This is a genomic window from Acuticoccus sp. (genome assembly GCF_965213555.1).
GTDB lineage: Bacteria > Pseudomonadota > Alphaproteobacteria > Rhizobiales > Amorphaceae > Acuticoccus.
The window spans coordinates 1,926,138-1,948,872 of the sequence record NZ_OZ243890.1; the positions used below are offsets into that span (position 1 = coordinate 1,926,138).

At 70.8% G+C, this 22,735-nt stretch carries 17 protein-coding genes and 1 pseudogene; 9 read left to right on the forward strand and 9 right to left on the reverse strand.

Annotated elements, in window-relative coordinates:
- The first annotated feature begins 15 nt into the window (after nucleotides 1-15).
- Genes ACOOE8_RS09200 through ACOOE8_RS09215 form a run of 4 tightly spaced genes read left to right on the forward strand, consistent with a single transcriptional unit; the run spans nucleotide 16 to nucleotide 5,290 of the window.
- Nucleotides 16-696, forward strand: a complete 681-nt coding sequence (locus ACOOE8_RS09200) for a bacteriorhodopsin (protein ID WP_420394510.1) — start codon at nucleotides 16-18, stop codon at nucleotides 694-696.
- A 25-nt stretch (nucleotides 697-721) separates the two neighbouring features.
- On the forward strand, nucleotides 722-2,920 hold the full coding sequence (locus tag ACOOE8_RS09205) for a flotillin domain-containing protein (protein ID WP_420394511.1): 2,199 nt from the start codon (nucleotides 722-724) through the stop codon (nucleotides 2,918-2,920).
- Between the two features lie 8 nt (nucleotides 2,921-2,928).
- Nucleotides 2,929-3,366, forward strand: a complete 438-nt coding sequence (locus ACOOE8_RS09210) for a hypothetical protein (protein ID WP_420394512.1) — start codon at nucleotides 2,929-2,931, stop codon at nucleotides 3,364-3,366.
- 22 nt (nucleotides 3,367-3,388) lie between these two features.
- Nucleotides 3,389-5,290: a hypothetical protein gene (locus ACOOE8_RS09215; protein ID WP_420394513.1), complete on the forward strand. Its 1,902-nt coding sequence runs from the start codon at nucleotides 3,389-3,391 to the stop codon at nucleotides 5,288-5,290.
- Nucleotides 5,291-5,357: 67 nt separating this feature from the next.
- Here ACOOE8_RS09215 and ACOOE8_RS09220 read toward each other — a convergent pair whose 3' ends face one another.
- The 3 genes from ACOOE8_RS09220 to ACOOE8_RS09230 all read right to left on the reverse strand — a co-directional run bounded on the left by ACOOE8_RS09220 (nucleotide 5,358) and on the right by ACOOE8_RS09230 (nucleotide 8,626).
- Complete coding sequence (locus ACOOE8_RS09220; RefSeq protein ID WP_420394514.1) at nucleotides 5,358-6,044, reverse strand: RraA family protein; 687 nt, start codon at nucleotides 6,042-6,044, stop codon at nucleotides 5,358-5,360.
- Between the two features lie 59 nt (nucleotides 6,045-6,103).
- Complete coding sequence (locus ACOOE8_RS09225; protein WP_420394515.1) at nucleotides 6,104-7,423, reverse strand: alpha-hydroxy acid oxidase; 1,320 nt, start codon at nucleotides 7,421-7,423, stop codon at nucleotides 6,104-6,106.
- Between the two features lie 234 nt (nucleotides 7,424-7,657).
- Nucleotides 7,658-8,626, reverse strand: a complete 969-nt coding sequence (locus tag ACOOE8_RS09230) for an NAD(P)-dependent oxidoreductase (protein ID WP_420394516.1) — start codon at nucleotides 8,624-8,626, stop codon at nucleotides 7,658-7,660.
- 318 nt (nucleotides 8,627-8,944) lie between these two features.
- Here ACOOE8_RS09230 and ACOOE8_RS09235 point away from each other — a divergent pair, with 318 nt between their 5' ends.
- Genes ACOOE8_RS09235 through ACOOE8_RS09250 form a run of 4 tightly spaced genes read left to right on the forward strand, consistent with a single transcriptional unit; the run spans nucleotide 8,945 to nucleotide 13,258 of the window.
- Complete coding sequence (locus tag ACOOE8_RS09235; RefSeq protein ID WP_420394517.1) at nucleotides 8,945-9,907, forward strand: tripartite tricarboxylate transporter substrate binding protein; 963 nt, start codon at nucleotides 8,945-8,947, stop codon at nucleotides 9,905-9,907.
- 24 nt (nucleotides 9,908-9,931) lie between these two features.
- Nucleotides 9,932-10,423, forward strand: coding sequence for a tripartite tricarboxylate transporter TctB family protein (locus tag ACOOE8_RS09240; RefSeq protein ID WP_420394518.1), 492 nt, complete (start codon nucleotides 9,932-9,934; stop codon nucleotides 10,421-10,423).
- Between the two features lie 2 nt (nucleotides 10,424-10,425).
- A complete protein-coding gene (locus ACOOE8_RS09245) occupies nucleotides 10,426-11,925 on the forward strand; it encodes a tripartite tricarboxylate transporter permease (protein WP_420394519.1) in 1,500 nt (499 codons plus the stop codon).
- A gap of 7 nt (nucleotides 11,926-11,932) precedes the next feature.
- Nucleotides 11,933-13,258, forward strand: coding sequence for a hypothetical protein (locus tag ACOOE8_RS09250; RefSeq protein WP_420394520.1), 1,326 nt, complete (start codon nucleotides 11,933-11,935; stop codon nucleotides 13,256-13,258).
- Between the two features lie 100 nt (nucleotides 13,259-13,358).
- Here the strand turns inward: ACOOE8_RS09250 and ACOOE8_RS09255 are convergent, their stop codons facing one another.
- From ACOOE8_RS09255 to ACOOE8_RS09270, 4 genes are all read right to left on the reverse strand, one after another.
- Nucleotides 13,359-14,954, reverse strand: a complete 1,596-nt coding sequence (locus tag ACOOE8_RS09255) for a 2-isopropylmalate synthase (RefSeq protein ID WP_420394521.1) — start codon at nucleotides 14,952-14,954, stop codon at nucleotides 13,359-13,361.
- 217 nt (nucleotides 14,955-15,171) lie between these two features.
- Complete coding sequence (locus tag ACOOE8_RS09260; protein ID WP_420394522.1) at nucleotides 15,172-15,732, reverse strand: LptA/OstA family protein; 561 nt, start codon at nucleotides 15,730-15,732, stop codon at nucleotides 15,172-15,174.
- Nucleotides 15,733-15,753: 21 nt separating this feature from the next.
- Complete coding sequence (gene lptC / locus ACOOE8_RS09265; RefSeq protein WP_420394523.1) at nucleotides 15,754-16,398, reverse strand: LPS export ABC transporter periplasmic protein LptC; 645 nt, start codon at nucleotides 16,396-16,398, stop codon at nucleotides 15,754-15,756.
- Nucleotides 16,398-17,012, reverse strand: a complete 615-nt coding sequence (locus ACOOE8_RS09270) for a ribonuclease D (protein WP_420394524.1) — start codon at nucleotides 17,010-17,012, stop codon at nucleotides 16,398-16,400. Before ACOOE8_RS09270 ends, lptC begins: the two co-directional genes overlap by 1 nt.
- 805 nt (nucleotides 17,013-17,817) lie before the next feature.
- Between ACOOE8_RS09270 and ACOOE8_RS09275 the strand changes: the two genes are divergently transcribed.
- Nucleotides 17,818-19,713, forward strand: a complete 1,896-nt coding sequence (locus tag ACOOE8_RS09275) for a transglycosylase SLT domain-containing protein (RefSeq protein WP_420394525.1) — start codon at nucleotides 17,818-17,820, stop codon at nucleotides 19,711-19,713.
- 525 nt (nucleotides 19,714-20,238) lie between these two features.
- On the opposite strand, the pseudogene ACOOE8_RS09280 reads toward ACOOE8_RS09275, so the two are convergent.
- Nucleotides 20,239-20,986 (reverse strand): annotated as a pseudogene (locus ACOOE8_RS09280) (IS5 family transposase).
- 972 nt (nucleotides 20,987-21,958) lie between these two features.
- A complete protein-coding gene (locus ACOOE8_RS09285; RefSeq protein WP_420394526.1) occupies nucleotides 21,959-22,720 on the reverse strand; it encodes an SDR family NAD(P)-dependent oxidoreductase in 762 nt (253 codons plus the stop codon).
- Between the last annotated feature and the right edge of the window lie 15 nt (nucleotides 22,721-22,735).

Consider the following 22,735-nt stretch of genomic DNA (forward strand, 5'->3'; position numbering starts at 1 on the left):
CCGCTGATGTTCGCGGTGCCGTTCCCTCCCAGCGACGTCGTGGCGACTGCCTTCGCTGCCGCCACCGTGACCACGTTCGCGACGGGGCTCCTGACCCTCCTCGGCCTCTCCTTCAGCTACGCGAGGTGGCGCCCGGCGCTGGTCTTGTCCGGCGTGGCGGTGCTCGCAACGGCGCTGACCTACCTCGATGCCGGCACCATCTGGCTCACCACGCAGGAGGCAAGCGCTGCCCAGCGACACGTCGCCTGGTTCGTCGTGCAGCCGATGCAGGTGGCCGCGGTCTACGTCTTCGCGCGTGCGGTGGAGATGGTGCCGGTCGGTGTCTTCTACCGCATCGTCACAGCTGCGATCCTCATGGTGCTGACGCGCTACCTGGGCGCGGCGAGCATCTTCGATCCCACCCTCGGCGTGCTGCTATCGATCGCCTTCTGGCTCTACATCCTCGGCGAGCTCTACTTTGGCGCCATCGCCGAGGCCGTCGGTCGGGCCTCGCGCACCATCCGCCTTGGCTACTTCTGGATCAGGCTCATCCTTACGGTGGGGTGGGCGATCTATCCGATCCTCCACTTCGTCGACGTCGTCGTCGGCGCCGGACACACCGTGAGCGTCGCCGTCCTCTACACGGTCGCGGATGCCGTCAACCTCGTAGCCGTCGCGCTGATCGTGCTCGCCGTGGCCGGGCAGGAGAGGGCGTGACACCGACCCGAAGGAGAAGCGCACCATGACCGGCGCCGACATCATCGCCATCGTCGTCATCCTGACGATCCTCGTCGCGATCGTCGTGTACCTCCTGCATTGGCTCTACCGGCACTCGTCCAAGGACCAGTCGTTCGTGCGCACCGGCCTCGGGGGCGAGAAGGTGGTGATGGGAGGGGGCGCCCTCGTCATCCCGATCGTCCACGAGATCACAAGGGTCAACATGAACGCCGTGCCGCTGGAGGTCCGGCGAACCGGCGAGCAGTCGCTGATCACGCAGAACAAGATGCGCATCGACCTCGTCTGCGAGTTCTCGGTGCGCGTGATCCCCACCCCCGAGGGCGTGTCGACGGCCGCCCGCACCCTCGGCGAGCGCACCAACGACCCCGGTGCGATGAAGGAGATGGTGCAAGGCCGCCTCATCGATGCGCTCGCGACCATCGCGCCGACGATGACGATGGAAGAGGTCCACGCCAACCGGGGGCCCTTCATGGAGCGCGTGGCGGCGCTCGTCGCAGCCCGCCTCGGCTCCAACGGGCTCGAGCTCGAGAACGCGGCCCTCACCGGGCTCAACCAGAGCGACATCTCGATGTTCAACCCCGCGAACGCGTTCGATGCGGAGGGTCTCACGCAGCTCACCGAGGCCATCGAGGTACGACGGCAGCTGAGGAACCAGATCGAGAACGATGCGCGCATCGCCATCAAGTTCCGGGACTACGAGACGGAGCAGCGTGCGCTCGAGATCGACCGTGACCTCGAGCTCGCCCGCATCGAGCAGGCCCGCGCCATCGAGACGCGTCGTGCCGCCCAGCAGGCGGAGATCGAGGACGAGCGTGCAAGCTCGGCCATCGCCATCAACGCCGCCAAGGTCAGGGCTGAGCAGGAGGCGGAGCGGATCCGCATCGCCAAGGATCAGTTCGTTGAAGCGGAGCGCATCACCGCCGCATCCGTCGTCCGCGCCGCCGAGATCGAGCGCGAGCGCGAGACCGAACGCGCCGACATCGGCGCGCGCCGCTCCACCGAGGTGGAGCGGCTCCAGTCTCGACGGGACGTCGAGGCGGAGCGCATCGCGAACGAGCGGCAGGTGAGGGAGGACGAGATCCGAGCGCGGCAGGAGATCGGCGTCATCGACGCGAGCGCGATCGCCGAGGTCGATGCGGCGCGGCTCGAGCAGGAGAGGCTCGTCGAGGCGCGGCGCATCGAGGTGGCGAAATCCATCGAGCTGCTGTCGCTCGAGCGCGAACGCGACATCCATGTCAGCCGCGAACGCGCAGCAGCGGAGCAAGAGAAGGCGGCGATCGACAAGCGCTACGGCGTCGACCTGGAACGCATCCGCAAGGACGAGGAGCTCGTGCACTACGAGATCGCCAAGAATGAGAAGGTCAAGCTCGCACAGACGTCCGCCTTCAAGGCCACCGAGGACGCGTCCATCACAGCGAACCGGGACATCGACGAGCTGCGCACTGCCGCCCAGCTGTACGTGGAGCGGTTCGAGATCGAACGCCGGAAGGAGGTGCAGATCGTCGACAAGGAGCGCCTCATCGCGGTGATCCAGAAGTCCATCGAGGAGGCGGTGGCGAAGGCAGAGGCCGCCGACGCCTGGAAGACGTTCGCCGTCAAGAAGGAGGAGATCGCGACCGCGGAGCAGGAGGAGGTGGCCAGCCGCAGCAAGCGCATCGAGTTCATCGAGGCCTCCTCGAAGGCGGACCGCGACGCGGTGCGCATCACCACCATCGCGAGCGCGGAGAAGGAAGCGGCAGAGCTGCGCGCCGGTGCCGAGGTGGCGCACGCCAACGCGGCGGCCGTGCGCTACGAGAAGGAGGCCGAGGGCCAGCGGCGGCTCAACGAGGCGGAGAACATGCGCTCCGAGGCGAGCCGGCGTAGCGCGATCTACGAGACCCTGGTCAACTCGCTGCCCGCCATCATCCGCGAGACCGTGAAGCCCATCGAGAACATCGAGTCCATCAAGATCCTCCAGGTCGACGGGGTCCCAGGCCTCAACAGCCCATCGGACGGGGCGAGCAGCGCAGGGTCCCCGGACGCGAACATGACCGATCGCGTGGTGAACTCGGCGATGAAGTACCGCACCCAGGTGGCGTTCGTGGACGGGCTCATGAAGGACCTCGGCTTGCCGCTCGAGCACGTCGGCAGCGCGGGAGGAATGTCGTTCCGCAACTTCGCGCCGCCGTCCACCAACGCGGGCGGCGACAAGGAAGACAGCTAGGCTAGGGCATGACGGTCGGCCACGCGCAGGCGGCGTTCGACCGCCACATCCTGGTGACGCAGCTTTGGTTCGCCTTCGGCTTCGTCGCCCTTACCCTGTGGGCCTTGGGGTATGCCGGGGGAGAGGACGTCCCGCGCGTGCCGTTCATCCTCGCAGGGTTCACGGTGGTGGTGTTGGGGTTCGCCGTCCACGTCCTGGTGAACGTGGCCACCGGCATCGCCTTCTCGTCCCGCGAACTCATCCTCGGGCTTGTGCTCTACGCGGGCGCGCTGATCGCCTTCGCGCTGACCACGCTGACGGTCCCAAGCTTCCGCGACGAGGCGTTCGCGCCGACCTTCGTCGGGCTTGCGGCGATGTTCGTCGCGGTGCTGTCCTCCCTCGTCATTGCGTTCGGGTTGCGGCGGACGTTCGCAGCGTTCGACGCGATCCGCAGCTCGCGCGCGTGAGCGTGGGGAAGGAACACGACCGGTGACGGTGCTCCTCGTCGCCGCCCTCACTGCGGTGCTGGCCCATGCCCTCTACACCGCCGTCGCGGTGGCGCGTGATGCGCCCGGTCCGCACGCCTTCGTGGACGGCGGGCGCACCCTGCCAGCCTGGGCGTACGCGTTCGTCGCGTTCGGCGCGCTCCTCGCAGCCTTGTCGGTGCACGACCAACTGCTGCTGTCCGCGGCGTTCGGCTACCAGGTCGTGCACGTCGCCCTCGGCCTGGTCCTTGCGGCCGTCACGATGGCGACGCTCCACAAGCGGATTTGGCTCGCCTCGCGCCTCACGGGCCTGGTGGGGCCTGGGGACCTTCTTTGGGCGTACTTTCAGAGCGTCACGCTGCGTGTGGTCCTCCTCGCGGCGACGGCGCTCTTCGCCGGGCCCGTGGCCGCGGAGAGCCTCGCCCGGCTCGGTGCGCTTGTCGAAGCTGCGACCGACGGCAGCCTTCCGCGTGCGCCCGTGATCTGGGCGATCGCGACGGTCCTGTTCGTCGCGACGGCGATCGGCGGCTGGAGGGGATCGGTGTTCGTCGTCGCCGGCCTCGCGGTCCTCCTCGGCCTCCTCATGGTCTTCGCCGGCGGGCTCTTCTTGGCCGTCCTCGACGCGGACGTCATGCAGCTCCAAGATGCCGTGCGCGCGCCCGGCGCGGTGGGCGATCGTCTGCCCGGCGTCATCCAGTTCAGCGCAGGGCTCGGCAAGGAGGCCGCGGTCGGCGGACCCTGGACCGCCATGACCGTCCTATCGTCGGCGCTGGTCGCCGTGGGGATCGCCGTGTCCCCGGCGGTTGTGTTCCTGGCGACCACCTCGCAGACGCGCCATGGTTTCGCAGTCGGCCAGGTTTGGCTCGTCGCGGGACTGGCGACGGGCCTCCTCCTCCTGGTCGGCCCGCTGCTGGCGACCGCGCTTGCGGCCAGCCTGGGCGACGGCGCGAACCTCGCCGACACGTCCTGGTACGCCGCGCTCGGCGCTCCCTTCTCCCAGCTCCACTCCATGGTGCCGGTGGCGCTTGACACGATGATCGCGGCATCCTTGCTGATCGCCGTCGCCTTCTTCACGAGCGCAGGCGCAAACCTTGCCGTCATCGAGTTCGTCGCCCGCGACCTCCTGCCCAGACTGTTGCCCTCCGGCAGGAGGCTTGCAGCGCGCATCGTCCTCGCCGCGATCTTCCTCCTCGTCGCCGTCCTGGCGACCTTCGCGCCCGCGTCATCGGCCATCCTCGCATCGCTCACGCTGGCGCTGTCGGTGCAGCTGCTGCCGGCATACCTCGGGCTCGCCTGGCTTCCCTGGATGAGCCGGGCCGCCATCCACGTCGGGCTGATCGCAGGGTCGCTTTTCGTCCTCCTCACCGAGACCGCAGGGCTCCTCATCATCGAGGGGCTCTTCATCGAGCTGCCTTGGGGACGGTGGCCGCTGACGGTGCACGCCGCGGGCTGGGGGCTCGCGGCCAACGTCGCCGCGACGCTGATCGTGTCGATCTTCACGCGCAGGCGCGAGGAGGCGGACCATCGCGCACGCCTCCACGAGGCCTTCGCCCGCATCGACGAGGGCCGCCGGACGTTCACCGCGCCGGTTTGGTCGTTGATCCTCGTGTGGACGTTCTTCGCGCTGGGGCCAGGCGCGATCCTCGGCAACACGTTCTTTGGACAGCCGGTGTTCGCGGGCGGACCGGCCGAGCTCTCCGTTCCATCCATCGTCCTGTGGCAGGTCGTCTGCTGGCTCGCCGGCGTCTTCCTCGTGTGGTGGCTCGCCTACGGCCGCAAGCTATCCATCATCGACGACGCACCGCAGGAGACGCTCGACCTGCTGCCAGCGAAGGATCCGCTCGGTCGCCGCGCCCCCGATTGGATCGACGTGGCGTTGGAGCGCGTCGGACGCAGGCCATCGTGAGCTGGTGGGAGGGTCTTGAGCGTCCCGACCGACCGGTTGGGGCGCACCATGCGTCGCGTCCGGCGTGTCAGACGCCGGAGCAGCCTCGCTCGCGCAGCAGCTCGTCGACCCAGGTCCTGTCCCAGCCCTCGCCGTTGATCGCAGCCTGGATCGTGGCTTCCTTCTCCTGCTGGGCGCGGGCAAGCTTCAGCGTCTCCTCGGCGTGGGCCACCGGGATGGCGACGACGCCGTCGAGGTCGCCGACGATGATGTCGCCGGGCTCGATCACCATCCCGTCGAGGGAGATCGGCAAGCCGACCTCTCCGGGGCCGTCCTTGTAGGGGCCGCGGTGGCTGACCCCGGTGCCGTAGACCGGGAAGGTGTCCGCGGCGATGGCGTCGAGGTCGCGCACCGCGCCGTTGACCACGAACCCCACCGCGCCGTTGCGTCGGGCATGGGTTATGATGAGCTCCCCGATGAGCGCGTTCGTGGCGTCGCCGCCGCCGTCGACGACGATGACGTCCCCCTCCTGTGCCATGTCCGCCGCCTTGTGGATCATCAGGTTGTCGCCGGGGCGGGTCTTCACGGTCAGCGCCGTGCCGGCGAGGCGACCCTTCCCGCCCTCGATGCGGTGCATCGGGCGAACCGTCGGTCCGGCGGCGATCATCCGACCGAGGTTGTCGCTGATGATGGCCGTCGGGATGTCGCGGAAGGCCGCCACCATCCCAGCATCGGCGCGCCGATGCCCGTCTACCACTCGGAACCCAAGCGACAAGGCTGACCTCCCCTTCAGAAGCATCTTGTTCAAGAGTTGGACCGCGCCGCTCCGTGGTGTCAAACGGAACCTGCGGGTGGGGCCGACCGCGCCTCGCCGACATCGGCCCCCGCGCGGGACGGCGCGCGCCCGCCGGCAGCCGCGAGGTTGTGCTCCCGCACGAACTCGCTGGTCAACTCGCTCAGGGATCGGATGCCGAGCAGCGTCATGTTGCGATCGACCTCCGCGCCGAGCGTGTCGATGGCGTGCGTCACCCCGGCCTCCCCGGCGATGGCGGCGGCGAACAGGAACGGCCGCCCGACGAAGACGAAGTCCGCGCCCAGGGCGAGCGCCTTCAGGACGTCGGTCCCGCGCCGCACGCCGCAGTCGAGCATCACCGTCATCCCCCCGGCCTCGGGGATGACGTCCGGCAACGCCTGCACCGAGGAGATCGCGCCGTCGAGCTGACGGCCTCCGTGGTTCGAGACGATCACGCCATCGACGCCCGCCTCGCGGGCGAGCCTCGTGTCGGCCGCTCCGAGGATGCCCTTCAGCACGAGCTTGCCGCTCCACCGCCGACGGATCAGCTCGATGTGCCGCCAGGCGAGGCCTTCGCGGCCCCTCATCGAGCGCACCACGTCGCGCGAGACGATGGGCGGTCCCCGCGACACGTCGATGTTCTCGAAGTGCGGCATGCCGTGCTTGACGAGCGTCCTCAACGCCGTTCCGATGCTCCAGGCCGGATGGGTCAGCCCCTGCCAGGCGAGTCGCAGGCTCGGCTTCATCGGTGCATCGAAGCCGTTGCGCACGTTGTGCTCGCGGTTGCCGTTGGTCGGCACGTCGACGGTCACGACGAGCGTCTGGTAGCCCGCCGCCGCAACGCGGTCGACCATGCCTTCCACCCGGGCATCGTCGCCGGGGAGGTAGGCCTGGAACCAGCGGCTGCCGCCCTCCCGCGCCACGCGCTCGAGCGCGGTCAGCGAGCTCGCGCTCATGATGGCGGGGATGCGTGCGGCCTGTGCGGCTCGTGCGAGGACGACGTCGCCGTCGTAGGCCGCGAGCGCCGACAACCCCATCGGCGCGATCCCGAACGGGTGGGCGTACTCCTCGCCGAAGATCGTCCGTCGCTGGTCGCGCTCGGTGTGTCCGGCGAGCGACCGCGGAACGAAGCGCAGCGCCGCGAAGTCCTCACGGTTCGCGAGGAAGCTCGCCCCGGACTCGGTGGCTCCCGCGACGTAGGCATAGACTGGCCGGGGAAGGTGACGACGGGCAGCGGGCTCGAAGTCCTCCAGCGAGAGGACCCCGCGCAGCTGCCGCGGCAGCCGCCGCTCGACGCGGCGCGCGACGATCTCCTCGATGCGGGGCGCCTGCGCGGTGCGTTCCGATGTTGCTTCGGACAACCTCTCCTCCATCAGCGCTCCGTTCCGCATGGCTTCAGGCGGAGCGTTCCCCGGGCCCGCGCGGTCTGGCGTGCCGTTGTCGACGGCTGGGTCCGCTTCCCCCATGCCTCCCTCGCCTCGTCGATGGCAAGGCGCGCGTTTGCGTCAAAGTCCTTCTCGGACGGTCCCCGTCCCTCGCGCCATCCGCCCGCTCCTTGGAAGCGGTGCCGATCCGCAGGAACCGATGGCGCGGCATCACCGGGCTTCGCGCCGTTGGGTTGCCGCGTGGTCCGACGCAGCGTCAGGACCGGCAAGGTATCCCAGCACCTTGTCGGCGATCGTGATGCCGACCTGCTGCAGCCCGCGGTGCGTGGAGGCGCCGATGTGGGGTGTCGCCAGGAAGCCTTCGATTTGCAGCAGCGGATGGTCGGGCGCGGGTGGCTCCAGCTCGAACACGTCGGACGCGGCGCCAGCGAGTTGGCCCGAGGCCAGAGCCTCGGCGAGCGCCGCCTCGTCGACGATGCCGCCGCGAGCGCAGTTCACCAGGTATGACCCTTGAGGCATCAGGGCGAGGCGAGCCCGGTCGATCATGTGCCGCGTCGTCCCGTCGAGGGGCACGTGCAGGAAGATGAGGCTGCTTTGGTCGAGGAGCTCCTCGAGCGTTGCGGAACGAGCAACCTCGCGCGGCCAGTCGGCGTCCGCGATGGCAGGGTCCACGGCCGCCACCCGTGCCCCGAAGCCATGCACGAGGCGGTGCGCGACCCTGCTTCCGACGGCGCCGAGGCCGACGATTCCCGCTGGGACCTCCGCGAGGTCGAGGCCGACCCGCGCGTCGCCGCGCAACGGACGGCCTGCGCGCAGGGCCGCCGTGTGGCCGGCGATGTTGCGCAGGAGGGCGAGGGCGTAGCCCACAGCAAGGTCGGCCACCGGCTCGGCGTTGGCGCCCGGCGTGGTCAGCACCGCGATCCCGCCGGCGCGTGCCGCGTCGACGTCGATGTTGTCGGTGCCGACGCCGTGCTTGCCGATGACCCGCAGGCGAGCGGCGCGCTCGATGGCGGCGGCGTCGATGCGGCTGTTGCGGACGATGACGGCGTCCGCCTGCGCCTCCCAGTCGCCGGCCCGATCGGGGCCGAACACCTCGGCCCGGGCCGAAAGTCTGTCCATCGCCGCCGGATGGACCTCGTCGAGGACGAAGACGCGCGCTCGCGGCTCGGGCGTGCTCACCGTCCGCTCCGTCCACCGCTCGGAAGCAACGCAGCCGACCGTCCATGTCTCGAACCGTTCGCCTGCATCTCCAACTCCGCAAAGCCCACGACGAGGAAGTCCAAATCACCCAGCGCTGGCAAGACCTTCGCCGAGCCCGCTCTTGCTGCGCGCGCTCTGCATCGAGTGAGACGCCTTTTGCTTGGATCGCTCTACGCTGGCTGAGGGCTTCGGTAAACGGCACCCTCTTTACGCGCTCCGGGTCCTCGTCTACCGATCTTGCATCAAAAAAACGCCTACGGCCGGCAAGCGTCGTGGGCCACAGTTGGGAGGGAGCCCATGAGGAGAGCACTCATCGCGGCCGCAGCGATGTCTGCGGCGGCGCTGACGACGACGAGCGCGCTGGCGCAGTACCCTGAGCGTCCGATCACGATGATCGTGGCCTACAGCGCCGGCGGTGGCACGGACATCGCGGCACGGACGCTGGTCCCCTACATCGAGAAGTACCTCGGCGAGGACGCCACGATCACCGTGGTCAACAGGACCGGCGCCGGCGGCGAGATCGGCTTCACCGCGCTCGCCATGGCCGAGCCCGACGGCTACACGATCGGCTTCATCAACGCGCCGAACATCCTCACCATCCCGATCCAACGCGAGACGCGCTACTCGATGGACGACATCGAGCCGGTCGCCAACATCGTCTACGACCCGGGCGGCTTCAGCGTGCTCCCGGACGCCGGCATCAACACCCTCGACGAGCTCGTCACGTACGCCAAGGAAAACCCTGGCGAGGTCAGCTACGGCACGACCGGCATCGGCTCGGACGACCACCTCGCTGCGCTCGCCTTCGAGCGCCTCGCCGGGATCGAGATGAACCACGTGCCGTTCGACGGGAACGCCGACGTCCGCGCCGCCCTCCTCGGAGGGCACATCGACCTCGGCTCGGGGAACGTCAGCGAGATGATCCCCGACGCGAATGCCGGCAACGTCGTCCTGCTCGGGCAGATGGCCGAGGAGCGCTGGGAGGGGGCGCCCGACGTCCCGACGTTCCAGGAGCAGGGCTTCGACATCGTGATCGGCTCGAACCGCGCCATCGGCGCCCCGGCCGGCTTCCCGGAGGACGCGCTCGCCCAGCTGAGCGAGGCCATCGAGAAGGCGGTCCAGGATCCGGAGTTCCGCGAGCAGGCCGAAAAGCAGGACCTCGCCCTGGCGTTCCAGGGCAGCGAGGAGTTCGCCCAAACGCTTGGACGGCTGCAGCAGCAGTTCGAGGCGCTCTGGGAGAGCGAGCCCTGGGTCGAGTAGGGCGATGACCGAGCGGAGCCGCGCGTGGTGCGCGGCTCGGCAGGGTCGGCGAGCGCCGTGAACCGGTTCTCCGTGGAGCTCCTCGTCGCCTGCGCGCTCGCAGCGCTGTGCGTCGCGGGGCTGTTCGAGGCCTGGTCCTACCGGGCGGCATCGAAGTACACGCCGGTGGCGGTGATGGGCCTCGCGCTCATCCTCAGCCTGGTCTGGATGGCGCAGAACGCCATCCCCCTCGTGCGCGGCCGGTTCCAGGAGTTGCACGTCGAGCGCGGCGAGGTGGCACGCTTCGTCGGTGTGGTCCTCGCCGTCGCAACCTACGTCACCGGCGTGGTGCAGATCGGCTTCTTCACCTCCACCCTCGTCATGGTCCCGCTCCTGTCCGCCGCGGTCGGCTATCGGAGTTGGCCGATCGCCCTCGCAGCCACGGTGGGCTTCGTCGCGGTGCTCTACGGCGTCTTCCGCCTCCTCCTGTCGATCCCGCTTCCCCCCGAAGCGGTCCTCGGCCTCGTTGGAGGGTGAGGATGGAGGTCTTCGGCCAGATCTTCGCAGCCCTCCCCCTCGTCCTCGCACCGGACGTGATCGTGGCGATGGTGCTCGGCACCGTCATCGGGATCGCCGTCGGAGCGTTGCCGGGGCTCTCGGCGACGATGGGCATCGCGGTGCTCATTCCGCTCACCTTCGCCATGTCGCCCCTCGTTGCGCTCGGCATGATCGCCGGCATCTACAACGGGGCGATGTACGGCGGGTCCATCCCGGCGATCCTCCTGCGCATCCCCGGCACGCCCGCCGGCATCGCCACGGTGTTCGACGGGCATGAGATGGCGAAGCGCGGGCGCGCCCGCCTCGCCCTCGACATCTCGCTCGTCTCCTCGTCCATCGGCAGCGCCGTGAGCGCGGTGGCGCTGCTCCTCGTCGCGCCGCCCCTCGCTGCCGTCGCGCTGAAGTTCAGCCCCGCCGACTACTTCTGGCTCGCTGTCTTCGGGATGACGACGATTGCGGTCCTCCTCAGCAGCAATCCCGCCAAGGGCTTCCTCAGCGCCTGCTTCGGCCTCGTCCTCGGCATGGTCGGCATCGACAGCATGACCGGGACGGAGCGCTTCACCTTCGGCAGCGTCGACCTGCTCAGCGGCGTGAACATCATCGTACTGCTCACCGGGCTCTACGCGATCCCGCCGGCGCTCGACCTCCTGCTCGGCCGCACGGCGATCAACACCGAGGGGCTTTCGGTCGGGGGACCGCGGGAGCGCTTCAACTGGTCGAGCCTCGTCCCGGTGTGGATCCGCGCGTCGGGGATCGGTCTCCTGATCGGCATCATCCCCGCACTCGGCGGCAACGTCGCCGCGCTGATCGCCTGGAACGAGCAGCGCCGCGTGTCGCGCAACCGCGCCGAATACGGCAAGGGCGCGCCGGACGGTCTCGCTGCGCCCGAGTGCGCCAACAACGCCGACACCGCGGCGACGCTGATCCCGGCGCTGACCCTCGGCGTGCCCGGCAACGCGGTCGCCGCCGTGATCCTCGGAGCCATGCTGGTCCACGGGCTGCGGCCCGGGCCGGAGCTCTTCCGCGACAACGCGGGAACGGTGTACGGCTTCATGCTGGCGATGCTCATCACCTCGGGCCTGATGTTCGTCATCGGCAAGGTGGGTGCTCGTGCCTTCGTGAACGTCCTGCGCCTGCCGCCGCTGCTTCTCGGACCGATGGTGATCGCGCTCACCACGGTGGGGGTCTACGCGGTGCACAACAGCATCTTCGACGTCTGGATGATGCTGGCGTTCGGGTTGATCGGGTTCGGCATGGAGCGCCTCGACATCCCGACGGCGCCCGCGGTCCTCGCCGTCATCCTCGGACCGATGGCGGAGGCGTCCTTCCGGCGGGCGCTGCGGATCGGCGGTGACTACGGCTACTTCGTCGAGAGCCCGGTCTCATGGATCCTCATCTCGCTCATCGTCCTCGTCGTCCTGACACCGGCGGTGCGGGCCATGCGTGGCCGCAAGGGCGGCATGGCGCAGCACAAGGCCTGAGCGCGGCGTGACGTTCAGCGACCGGGCGACGGCGAGGGCCTTCGCCGCAGCACCGGCCGAGCGCGTCCTCGTGGCGTCGGCGGCGATCGCGGTGTTCGCCGTCTGGAACGACGTCAAGCTCGGCGAGTTCGGCGGCCTCACGCTCTACCTCGGCGAGCTCGTCATCTGGGCGCTGCTCGCCCCGCAGCTCGCGCTCAGCCTCCTCGTGCCACGCACGGACGCGGTGACGCTCGCCGTGCGTTGGTTCCCTGAGGTGTTCGTCTACACGACGGCCTGCGCCTTCGCCGCCGCCATTGCGCTCGGCTACGCGGGATCGCCCGACACCGCCGGCAAGGTGAAGAACCTCCTGCCCTCCGTGGTGCTTGCCACCTTCCTGTTGTTCGCGATCCGCTCGCGGACGAGCCTCGTCCTCGTCCTGATGGTCATCGTCGCTGCCGGCGTGCTGAACGCGGTCCTCGGGCTCGTGCAGTTTCGCACCGGCGCCCTCTACCTCGTGCCGCCGCTCGAGGAGAACGTGTGGAAGGAAGGTCTGTCGGGCGACCTCCTCGAGCGGACGGCGAACGGACTGTTCGCTACCCCGAACGGGCTTGGCGTCGGCCTGCTGCCGGCGGTCGTCATCGCCGCACGGCTGATCGTCGACCGCGATGCGCTGCCGGGCAGGCTCCGCCTGGCGGTCCTCGGCCCGGCCATCTTCGTCTTGACGGCGGCGCTCTACGCCTCGGCCAACAAGGGGGCGCTGATCTGGAGCCTCGTCGGGCTCGCCGTCGCCTTCGCGCCGATCCGCCGGAAGGGAACGCTGACGCTTGCGAGCCTTGCCGTCGTGAGCGGTGCGCTCATGCTCGTCGGGGGCTCGGACAGCCGCGTCCTCGCCGACCTGTCGACGGGGACGATCCGGGTGCGCGTGCTCCTCCTCGAGGCGTTCGGAGCGAACGTCGCGGCCAACCCGTCGATCCTGGTGTACGGCAACGGCGAGGCGACGATGGAGCCGTTCGCCGCGCGCATCGCCAATTGGCGCTTCTCCACGACGCACAACACCTGGGTGGACCAGCTCCTGATGTTCGGCGTGCCGGGTTTCGCCGCGTACGTCTGGATGTGGGGCGCGCAGCTCGCCCTCGCCGTGCGCGGTCGCGCGACGGCGAGGGCCTTCAGGGGTGTCGCCGACGCGCTGCTCGGCTGCGTGGCCGGGCTCGCCGGCGCGATCTTCTTCGAGCCGCGGGCGGACGGCGTGTTCTCGACGGGTCAGGTGCTCGTCCTGTTCGCCCTCGCCACCGCGCAGGTGCGCCTCGCCCGAGCCGAGCGCGCGCTGGCCGCAGACCGCCGCGCCGCGACCTAGCTGTCGTTTCCAAGGAGGTTCGGCCTGGAGCAGTGGTACGAGACCGGGACGTTTCGCTCGACGCCTCATCGCGTGGATGCGGGGAGAACCCCGAACCGCGCTAGGCCACCGCCGCCCCCGCCTGGGCGTGCAGCCGGCGTCGCGCCTGCAGCTTGTTCACCGCCGAGACGTACGCCTTGGCCGACGCCACCAACGTATCGATGTCGGCGCCGCGGCCGGACTCGATGCGGCCGTCGTGCTCCAGGCGAACCGACACCTCCGCCTGGGCGTCGGTCCCCTCGGTCACCGCGTGCACCTGGTAGAGCGACAGCTTCGCCTCGTGCGGCACGATCTTCTTGACCGCGTTGAACACGGCGTCCACGGGGCCGGCGCCGGTCGCCTCCTCGGTCACGTGGCGGCCCGCGACGTCCATCACCAGGATCGCCTTCTGCGGCCCGCCGGTGCCGGCGATCACCGTCAGCGACATGACGCGGGCGTGCTCGGGCTGCTGCTCGCCGACGTCCTCGATGAGCGCCTCGATGTCCTCGTCGTAGACGTGCTTCTTGCGGTCGGCGAGGTCCTTGAAGCGGCGGAACGCGTCCTGCAGCGCGTTGTCGCCCACCGACAGGCCGAGCTCGGCGAGCTTCTGGCGGAAGGCGTGGCGGCCGGAGTGCTTGCCCATGACGAGGGAGCTCGCGCGCACGCCGACGTCCTCGGGGCGCATGATCTCGTAGGTCTCGGCATACTTGAGGACGCCGTCCTGGTGGATGCCGGACTCGTGGGCGAAGGCGTTCTTGCCCACCACCGCCTTGTTGTACTGGACCGCGAACCCGCTCGCGACGGCGACGAGCTTGGACGCGCGCATGAGCTGGGCGGCGTCGACGCCGGTGGCGTAGGGCATGGCGTCGCCGCGGGTGCGGATCGCCATCACCACCTCCTCCAGCGCCGCGTTGCCGGCGCGCTCGCCGAGCCCGTTGATCGTGCACTCGATCTGCCGCGCGCCGCCCTCGACGCCGGCGAGGGAGTTCGCCACGGCGAGGCCGAGGTCGTCGTGGCAGTGCGTCGAGTAGACGATGCCGTCGGTCGGGCACTCGGCGCGGATCGCCTCGAACATCGCGCGGTACTCGGCGGGCGTCGCGTAGCCCACGGTGTCGGGCAGGTTGATGGTGGTGGCGCCGCACTCGATGGCCGCGCGCACGCAGCGCGCGAGGAACGGCAGCGGCGTGCGCGTGGCGTCCATGCCGGACCACTCGACGTCGTCGCACATGTTGCGCGCCCGGCTGACGGTGGCGCGTACGATCTCCTCCACCTCGTCCTCGGACTTCCTCATCTGGTGCGTCAGGTGGATCGGCGAGGTCGACACGAACGTGTGGATGCGCGGGCGGCGGGCGTGGCGCACGGCCTCTCCGGCGCGGTCGATGTCCTCGGCGATGGCGCGGGCGAGGCCGCAGACCACGGAGGTCTCCACTTGGCGGGCGATCTCCGAGACGGCCTCGAAGTCGCCGTCGGAGGCGATGGGGAAGCCCGCCTCGATGACGTCGACGCGCATCTCGTCGAGGAGGGTCGCGATGGCGACCTTCTCGTCGAGCGTCATCGAGGCGCCTGGGGACTGCTCGCCGTCGCGCAGCGTCGTGTCGAAGATCAGGATCGGGGCGCGGTCGGACGGATCGTCTTGGGTCGCAGAAGGGGTCGCGGTGTGGGTCGTGGCGTCGGTCATGGCGTCATCCTCGAGGCGGCGGGGCCGCATGATCGGTGGGCTTCGATCATCCCCTGAGCGGGCGCCCGCGGGGCGGACGGCCGACGCTCAGGGGCTCGTAAGGAGGAGGCGTGACGCGGCCGGCCCGGGCGAGTTGGCGACGGCAGGGGCGGGGGCGCGGGTCATCGCCGCCACTATACAAGCGGGCGGACGGCTCGCAAGGGGGCGCTCGCGCCGCTCAGCCGCCGCCGCCGCCGGGCGTGAGGAGGACGCGCACCCGGCCGGCCGACTGGACGCGCGCGACGCCGGTGTTGAGGTCGACGGTGAGCGTGTCGCCGGTGACGACGTTGCCCTCCTGGCTGAGGGTGACGTCGCCGGTGAGCGCCAGGGTGCGCGCGTCGAAGTCCACCGTCCCCGATCGGCCCGTGGCGGACTGGCCGTCGGCGGTGATGAGGACCTCGCCCTCCGCCTCGAGGCGGGAGATCCGCTGGTTGCCCGGCGTCGCCGGCGTGCCCTGCTGCGCCTCTCCTGCGGCTGGCTCGCCGCCGTCCGCGGGGTTCCCGGCGTAGTGCACGGTGAGGCGCGAGGTCTGCAGCGCGGCCTCGTCCTGGCGCACGGTGACGTTGCCCGTGAAGACCGCGATGGAGGCGCGGTCCTGCACCTCGAGCGCGTCCGCCTCGATCTCGATGGGCGTGTTCCTGTCCGAGCCGAAGTCGGCGAAGCCCGTCTGCAGCGTCTGGGTCGCGGCGGGCGAGGCGGCGAGCACGGCGGCGAGCGCGGCGCTGAGGAGGAGGCGCATCGGGGGCTCCGGGTTGCGGCTTCAGGAGGCGGGGAGGATGGTGATCGACACGCCGCCCGAGAAGCGGATCAATGCGCCGCCATCAAGGATATCGACGCGACCGGCGTGGATCGTGCCCCGCGGGGAGGTGATGTCGACGCCCTCCTGCGAGCGGACCGTGCCTTCCTTGAGGTCGACGGTCGCCGCGTCGAGGCGCGCCTCGTTGCCGTCGGTGGAGGCGATGGCGACGCCCGTCGCAAGGTCGAGCACCTCGGTGCCGGTGTCGTAGACCGCCGCGTCGGCGTGCATCGTGACGCGCTCGCCCTCCCCCATGTCGAGGTCGGCGTCGAGGCGCTCCAGCGAGAGGCGGGACGGGGTGAAGAGCGACTGCACCGCGCGCTCGGCGACCACCTCGTAGCGCCGGCCCTCGCCGAGGTGGCCGGCGAGGCGCGGCGCGTTCATGACGAGGCCGTCCGCGGTGAGCGACAGCCCCGCGAGGGCGCCGAGCGGGAACAGCTTGGGCAGCACCGCTGCCACCAGGAGGCCGATGGCGAGCGCGCCGCCCACCGCCGGCAGCGCGACGCGCAGGCGCCGCACGCGGCGCGTGTTGGCCGTGGCGCGCGCCTCCTCGCGCTGGCGCGCGAAGCGCTGCGTCCGGCCGGGGGCCGCAGGGGCGCGCGCGTCCATCACGAGTGGGCGAAGATGTCGGTGTCGGGCCAGCCGACGAGGTCGAGCTCGACACGCGTGGGCAGGAAGGCGAAGATCCGCGCGGCAAGCTCCGCACGAGCCTCCCGCGCGAGGATGGCATCGAGCGCAGCGCGGATCCTGTGGAGGTGGAGGACGTCGGATGCAGCGTAGGCCTTCTGCGCGTCGGTGAGGTGCGGAGCGCCCCAGTCGGAGCTCTGCTCGCGCTTCGACAGCTCCTCGCCGACGAGCTCGCGCGACAGGTCCTTCAGCCCGTGCCGATCGGTGTAGGTGCGTGCCAGCTTGGAGGCGATCTTGGTGCAGTAGACGGGAGCGGGCATGACGCCGAAGGTCGCCGCGATGAGCGCCATGTCGAAGCGCGCGAAGTGGAACAGCTTCTCCACCGCAGGATCGGCCATGATCGCGCTGAGGTTCGGCGCCTCGCGCTGTCCGACCGCCACCTGCACAAGCTCCGCGGTCCCGTCGCCGGAGGACAGTTGCACGAGGCAGAGGCGGTCGCGACCCTTGACGAGGCCCATCGCCTCGGTGTCGACGGCGATGGAGCTGAGCCCCTCGGGCCGCGCCGGGAGGTCGCCGTGATGCAGCGTGATGGTCAACGGATCGTCTGCCTGCCGTGTCGTGTCGGCCCTCTCATGGGGACGGATGCTCGGCTTGACAATCCTTTCGTAGGCGCTGCGTCCCGTGGGCGGCACGATTGGGGCAAGGCTGTTGCCCTTGGCGCATGTCTAAGGACCGCACTGAGGAGTTCCGATGCGCTGGCCTGATCGCAGGGGGCTGTGGGTCACGCGCACGATCGGTGGCGCGGTCGCGCTGGTGGCCGTGTCCGTCTGGGGGCCTGCGCTTGCCGCGTTGCAGTCCGCCGGTCGCCCGACGATCGAGCTTCGCACGCATGAGGTGGTAAGCCCGGCTGCTCGGGTGGGAAGCTCAAGGGGCGTGCCTCGCTCGGCCGGGTGCCGGCGCGCGATGTGCGATCCAGCGAGGGACGGCGGGCGTAGGCCCGCGCGCCAGGGGCAGCCGCAGGGGGCCCGCGTCGTCGCGGCGTCGTCCAGCGCGGGGCGGCTCGCGGGATCCTGGACGCAGCTTCCCCTGGCGCCGACCGGACCGGCGGACGTAGTCGTCCGGCAACGACCCGTCGCCGCGGCCGCTGGGCCGCCGGCGTGTCGCAAGGTCGGACGCACGCCAACTTCGAGTGGGAACGACACTGGCAGCGCGGTCGAAGAGGCTAACGCTCCGGTTGCAGTGCAGCGCACCCCATCACCGGCGATGGTCGCGAGCACCTTCGGGTGCGTGACGGCCGACCCTTGGGATCGCGATCCCTACGGTCCATGGCACCGGGTTGCGGACGCCGAGGCGCCTAGGCTCGTCGGCGGCCCGGTCGCCGGTGTGGCGAGGCGCCTGGGCGTGTCACCGTCGGACAGCGGCGAGCACCAGAGCGGGTTGGCTTCGGCCGAGGCCGTCTCCGCGGCACCTGTGGCAACGTCCGCCGGGACGCCCGTGCACGGCTCCGGGCGCACGGACGGCGACGATGCCCTCGGTGCGCCGACCGGGAACGCGAGCGACGTGGTGGCCAAGGCGGCGGGCGAGGATCTGCAGGACGCCGTGGCCGGTGCGCCGGCCGTGCCGTCGTCGCGTCAGGGCGTGCACACGGGCATGGGTGGCGCGGCCGACGAGGCGTCAGCGTCGCGTGGCGCACCATCGGCTGGGACGCCCGCGCAGGGCTCCGGGCGCACGGAGGGAGATGCCCTCGGTGCGCCCGCGGGCGACCGGAGCGACGACGTGGTCGAGCAACCGGGCGACGGCCCGCGGGACGCCGTGGCCGGTTCGCCGGCCGTGCCGTCGTCGCATCAGGGCGTGCACGCGGGGATGGGTGATGCGGCCGACGAGGCGTCGGCGGGGCGTGGCGCATCATCGGCCGGGACGGCGGCGCAGGGCTTCGGGGACCGGGAGAGCGATGCCCTCGGGGCGCCGACGAAGGACTCGCGGGACGAGGTCGCCGAGGCGGCGGTCGAGGCGGTGGGCGAGCCGCCGGGCGATCGCGGGCACGGTTCGCCGTCTAGGCCGTCGCCGGACCTCAGTGCGGGCGATCCGGGCAATCCCGACAACGAGGCTTCGGCAGGGCGTGGCGCACGTTCGCGCGCGACGGCGGAGGCGGAGCTCGGTCGCAGGGAGGGCGTTGCGGGGGACGGCGATCCTCCCGGTACGCCCCCGCCTCCGGCGAGCGATGGGGGGGCCGCCGCGGCATCGAACGGGAACGCGATCGCCAGCCTCGCCGCCTCGGCGCCGGCGCCATCGGCGGACGAAGGCGCGGACGAGGGCTCGGGGACTGCGGACGGCGAGGCAGCCGAGGTCGCCTCGCTGTGCCGCCTCATGGTCGACGCCGCGGATCGCCATGGCGTGCCCCACGACTTCTTCATCCGCCTGATCTGGAAGGAAAGCCGGTTCAACCCCAACGCCGTCAGCCCTGTGGGGGCACAGGGGATCGCCCAGTTCATGCCGACCACGGCGCGCCTGCGGGGGCTCGCCGACCCGTTCGACCGCGAGGCGGCGCTGTTCGCCTCGGCGCACTTCCTCGCCGATCTCAAGGCACGGTTCGGCTCGTGGGGGCTCGCCGCCGCCGGCTACAACGGCGGGCCGAACCGCGTGCCTCCCTTCGTCGCCGGGCGGGCCGGACTGCCCTACGAAACCATCGACTACGTCTACGCGATCACCGGCCGTACCGCCAAGTACTGGGCGCTCGCGGCGCGACGGGCGGCGGTGGCACGCGCTGCAACGGCCGTCCTCGCCCTCAGCCCCATCGATGTGGGGTTGCACGGGCCCACGGGGGAGCGGTCGCAGACCGGCACCATGCGTCCGGTGGCGCAATTCTGGCCGCCCTTGCGCATGGGGCTCGAGCCGATGACACGCCCGCTCTCCGACGTGTCGGCCCCCTTTCCGCCGCTGCCCCGGCCGGACCGCGCGTCGCGGGTGGACTGCCCGGTCCTGGTCGCCGCGCTCGGGCGAGCCCGTTCGGTGTCGCCTCCGGGGGTCGGATCAGCGGGCTTCAGTCCTTGGGGAGCTCAGGTCGCCGGACATCCGCAGCGTCACGTCGCCATGCGCCAGTACGGCCGGCTCCGGCCGCGCCTGCCGCAGGACCTCGTCGCCCGCGGCCCGCACGTCGTGGTCCGCAGGTTCGCCGCCCGCGGACGGCTGCCGATCCACGCCGTGCAGTTCAGCGCCGCGTCGCGTGGCGAGGCAGAGGCGTTGTGTCAACGCATCGCGCGGGCCCGGGCGCCTTGCGTCGTCGTGAAGAACGGCTGACGACGGTCCTTGCCTTCCAGCCGCCGACGCTCCTCGGGGCCTTGCAGAGCGGGCTCAAGGCAAGGTCGCTCCGCTGCAGGAGTGGAGAGGGAGCTTCGCCATCACCCTTCGGGCCTCGTCCCCGCCCGATGGTGCGAGCGACGAAGTCGCCAGCGAAGCATTGGAAGCGGCGACGCAAGTCGTCATGAGCGAACGGCGCGACGGACAGCTCCTCGAAGCCTTGCAGCTTCCGTTCCATGATCTCGACGACGAGCGCGAAGGGTTTGCCAAGTTGTCGCCCACCGCCCGGTCATCCTGCGCGTCGCCACACTTGTCCGAAGCCCAATAGCGACTTCGAGCTGAGCTGACGCCCTCCTATGGTGACGTAATGGCTCTCATTCGCAGAGGCCCCTTGTTGATCGCGCGTCGCGATCGTTTCGAGTCAGTCATCGCGCATGACGCAGGACCATCCGGCATCCAGCACGACGGACGCCCAGCGGATCGTGCAAGGCTCATCGTCGGTGGTAGCTTTTCCAGGGCCGGAGCTCATATCCAGCAGCCGACGGTTGCGGCGAGACGGACGACGAGCGAGGACGTCGGCCGCCCGCCGGTCGCAGCGGGGCGCAACATGGCCGAAGTGCTCGAGGCCGCCGAACACGCGCTCGATGGCGTTCCGGTCGCGGGAGATGAAGGGCGAGAAGCAGCCCTTCCAGCACCGATGGGACGTCGGCGGGATGTTCGCCAGCGCGATGCGGGCCTCGACAGCCCGGCGGATCGCATTGGTGTCGCATGCCGTGTCGGCGTGGACGACCCGGCAGGCCGGCATGGCGCTCAGGAGCGCGCAGTCGGCCGCTTGCCGCCGGTCGGGTGGAGGGTGACCGGCCTACCGAAATCTCGGTCAGGGCGTCGATGTTGGTCGTGCGCCCGCCGCGCAACCGGCCGATCGCCTGGCCCCGCTCCTCTCTCTGCCGCCGGCGGCGCAGCGATGGGCTTTCAAAGCCGACGAGGGGGTCAGGAGCGCCGAGGGCGGTCCGCGAGCGCGGCCGGAGCGCGGAGGACATCGACCCCACGCCGCTCGCCGCCCAACGGACGACGCGGTTGCAAAGCGTCTCGTGCGGGCCGTGATCTTGACGCGCATCCTTCCACCGGCAGCCCGACTTCAGGACGGGGATGACTCCGGCGATGACCCGGTGGTCGTCGACGCGAGGCCTCCATCGCGTGGCCGTCGCCTGGAGCGGAGCAAGGCGCTCGAACTCGGCTCGCTCAGCCAGAAGTGCCGTCGGCTCCTGTCGATCTCCCTTGGGAGATCGCGGGATCCGGGTCCGCCTTGGCGGATCGCGCCTACGGGTCCTGAGGCTCGTTGCGACTTCCGACCAAGACGTTCATCGCCAAACCTTTGGAGTATCGGCTAACGCCGCATCGGACGCGGCTTGGAGACCAAACCCCCCGTCGCAACGTCGGGGCAACTCAGACAGGCGCTGTGATGCACTTCAAAGGGCAACCCTCGCTCACCTCGTGGATCACCTTCACCGCGAGCCGTCCGCTTGCCGCGCGAGGGATCGGTGTTCGACGCACGTCGCTGGTCGAGGCGTAGCGCCAGGTTGCCTGGAAAATGACGGGCAGCTGCGGGTCGCCGACCGCGGCCAGTCCAGCGCGCACGGCGCCTTCCGGGCGTCGCGCCGGTGCGGTCGCCCGCGATGCGAAGCTCCCGCCAGTTCCCGCTCGACAACTTCGCCGGAGGCCGTCAAGGGACGGCGCAGCGCCGCGCCACCGTCCATGGCGTGACGTGCTGCAAGGCCGTGCCGCGGGGTGATCGCAGCCGGCGGAGCCTTAAGCCGGCGCGCGTCGCCGGTGCGACGGGCTCGCCGGAAGCTCCTGAGCGTCGGGGCGACTGGAGCCCCGGCGTCCGGCGGCGGCTGACGGCGCCCCACCGCCGTCGGGGGGACGGCGCGCAGCGCCACGCCACCGTCCGTGGCGCGGCGTGCTGCAAGGCCGTGCCGCAGGGTGATCGCAGCCGGCGGAGCCTGGAGTCGGCGCGTGCGTCGCCGGTGCGACGGGCTCGCCGGAAGCTCCCGCGCGTCGGGGCGACTGGAGCCCCGGCGTCCGGCGGCGGGCCAGCGCGAGCCGCTGCGGCCGTCGCGCCACTCGATCGCTTGGCCACGGCGTGAACCGGCCGCGCCCACGGCCGGTTCGTGTCCCGTCGCGCCCATCGCTCGCTGCAAGGATCAGCATCGACGTCGCAGGGCTCGGGGACGTCGCTGGCTCGTCAGCGGGGGGCCATGCGGATGGCGCCGTCGAGCCGGATGACCTCGCCGTTGAGCATTGGCGACTGGATGATCGCGATGGCGAGCTCGGCGTACTCCTCGGGCCGACCGAGGCGCTTGGGAAAGGGGACCTGCTCGCCGAGCGAGGCGATCACCTTCTCGCCGAGCCCCATCAGCATCGGCGTCTCGAAGATGCCGGGCGCGATGGTCGCAACGCGGATGCCGTACTGGGACAGGTCGCGGGCGAGCGGCAGGGTGAGGCCGGCCACGCCGCCCTTCGACGCCGCGTAGGCCGCCTGGCCGATCTGCCCGTCGAAGGCGGCGACGGAGGCGGTCATCACGATGATCCCGCGCTCGCCGTCGTCGGTGACCGGCTCGGCCGACGACATGCCCAGCGCGGCGATGGCCGAGGCGCGGAACGTGCCGACGAGGTTGACGTCAATGACCTTGGCGAAGGTGTCGAACGCGTGCCGCGCGCCGCGCGAGACCGTCTTGGCGACCGGGGCGATGCCGGCGCAGTTCACCAGGATGCGCTCCTGCCCGTGCGCCTCTCGCGCCTTGGCGAAGCCCTCCTCGAGGCTCGCCTCGTCGGTGACGTCGACCTTGACGAAGGTGCCGCCGATCTCCTGCGCCACCGCCGCGCCGTCGCCCATGTCAAGGACGGCGACCTTGGCGCCCTCGGCGGCGAGGCGCCGGGCGGTGGCCGCTCCGAGGCCGGAGGCGCCTCCGGTGACGACGGCGGCGAGGGAGGTGGAGAGCTTCATGGGGTTCGTCCTAGT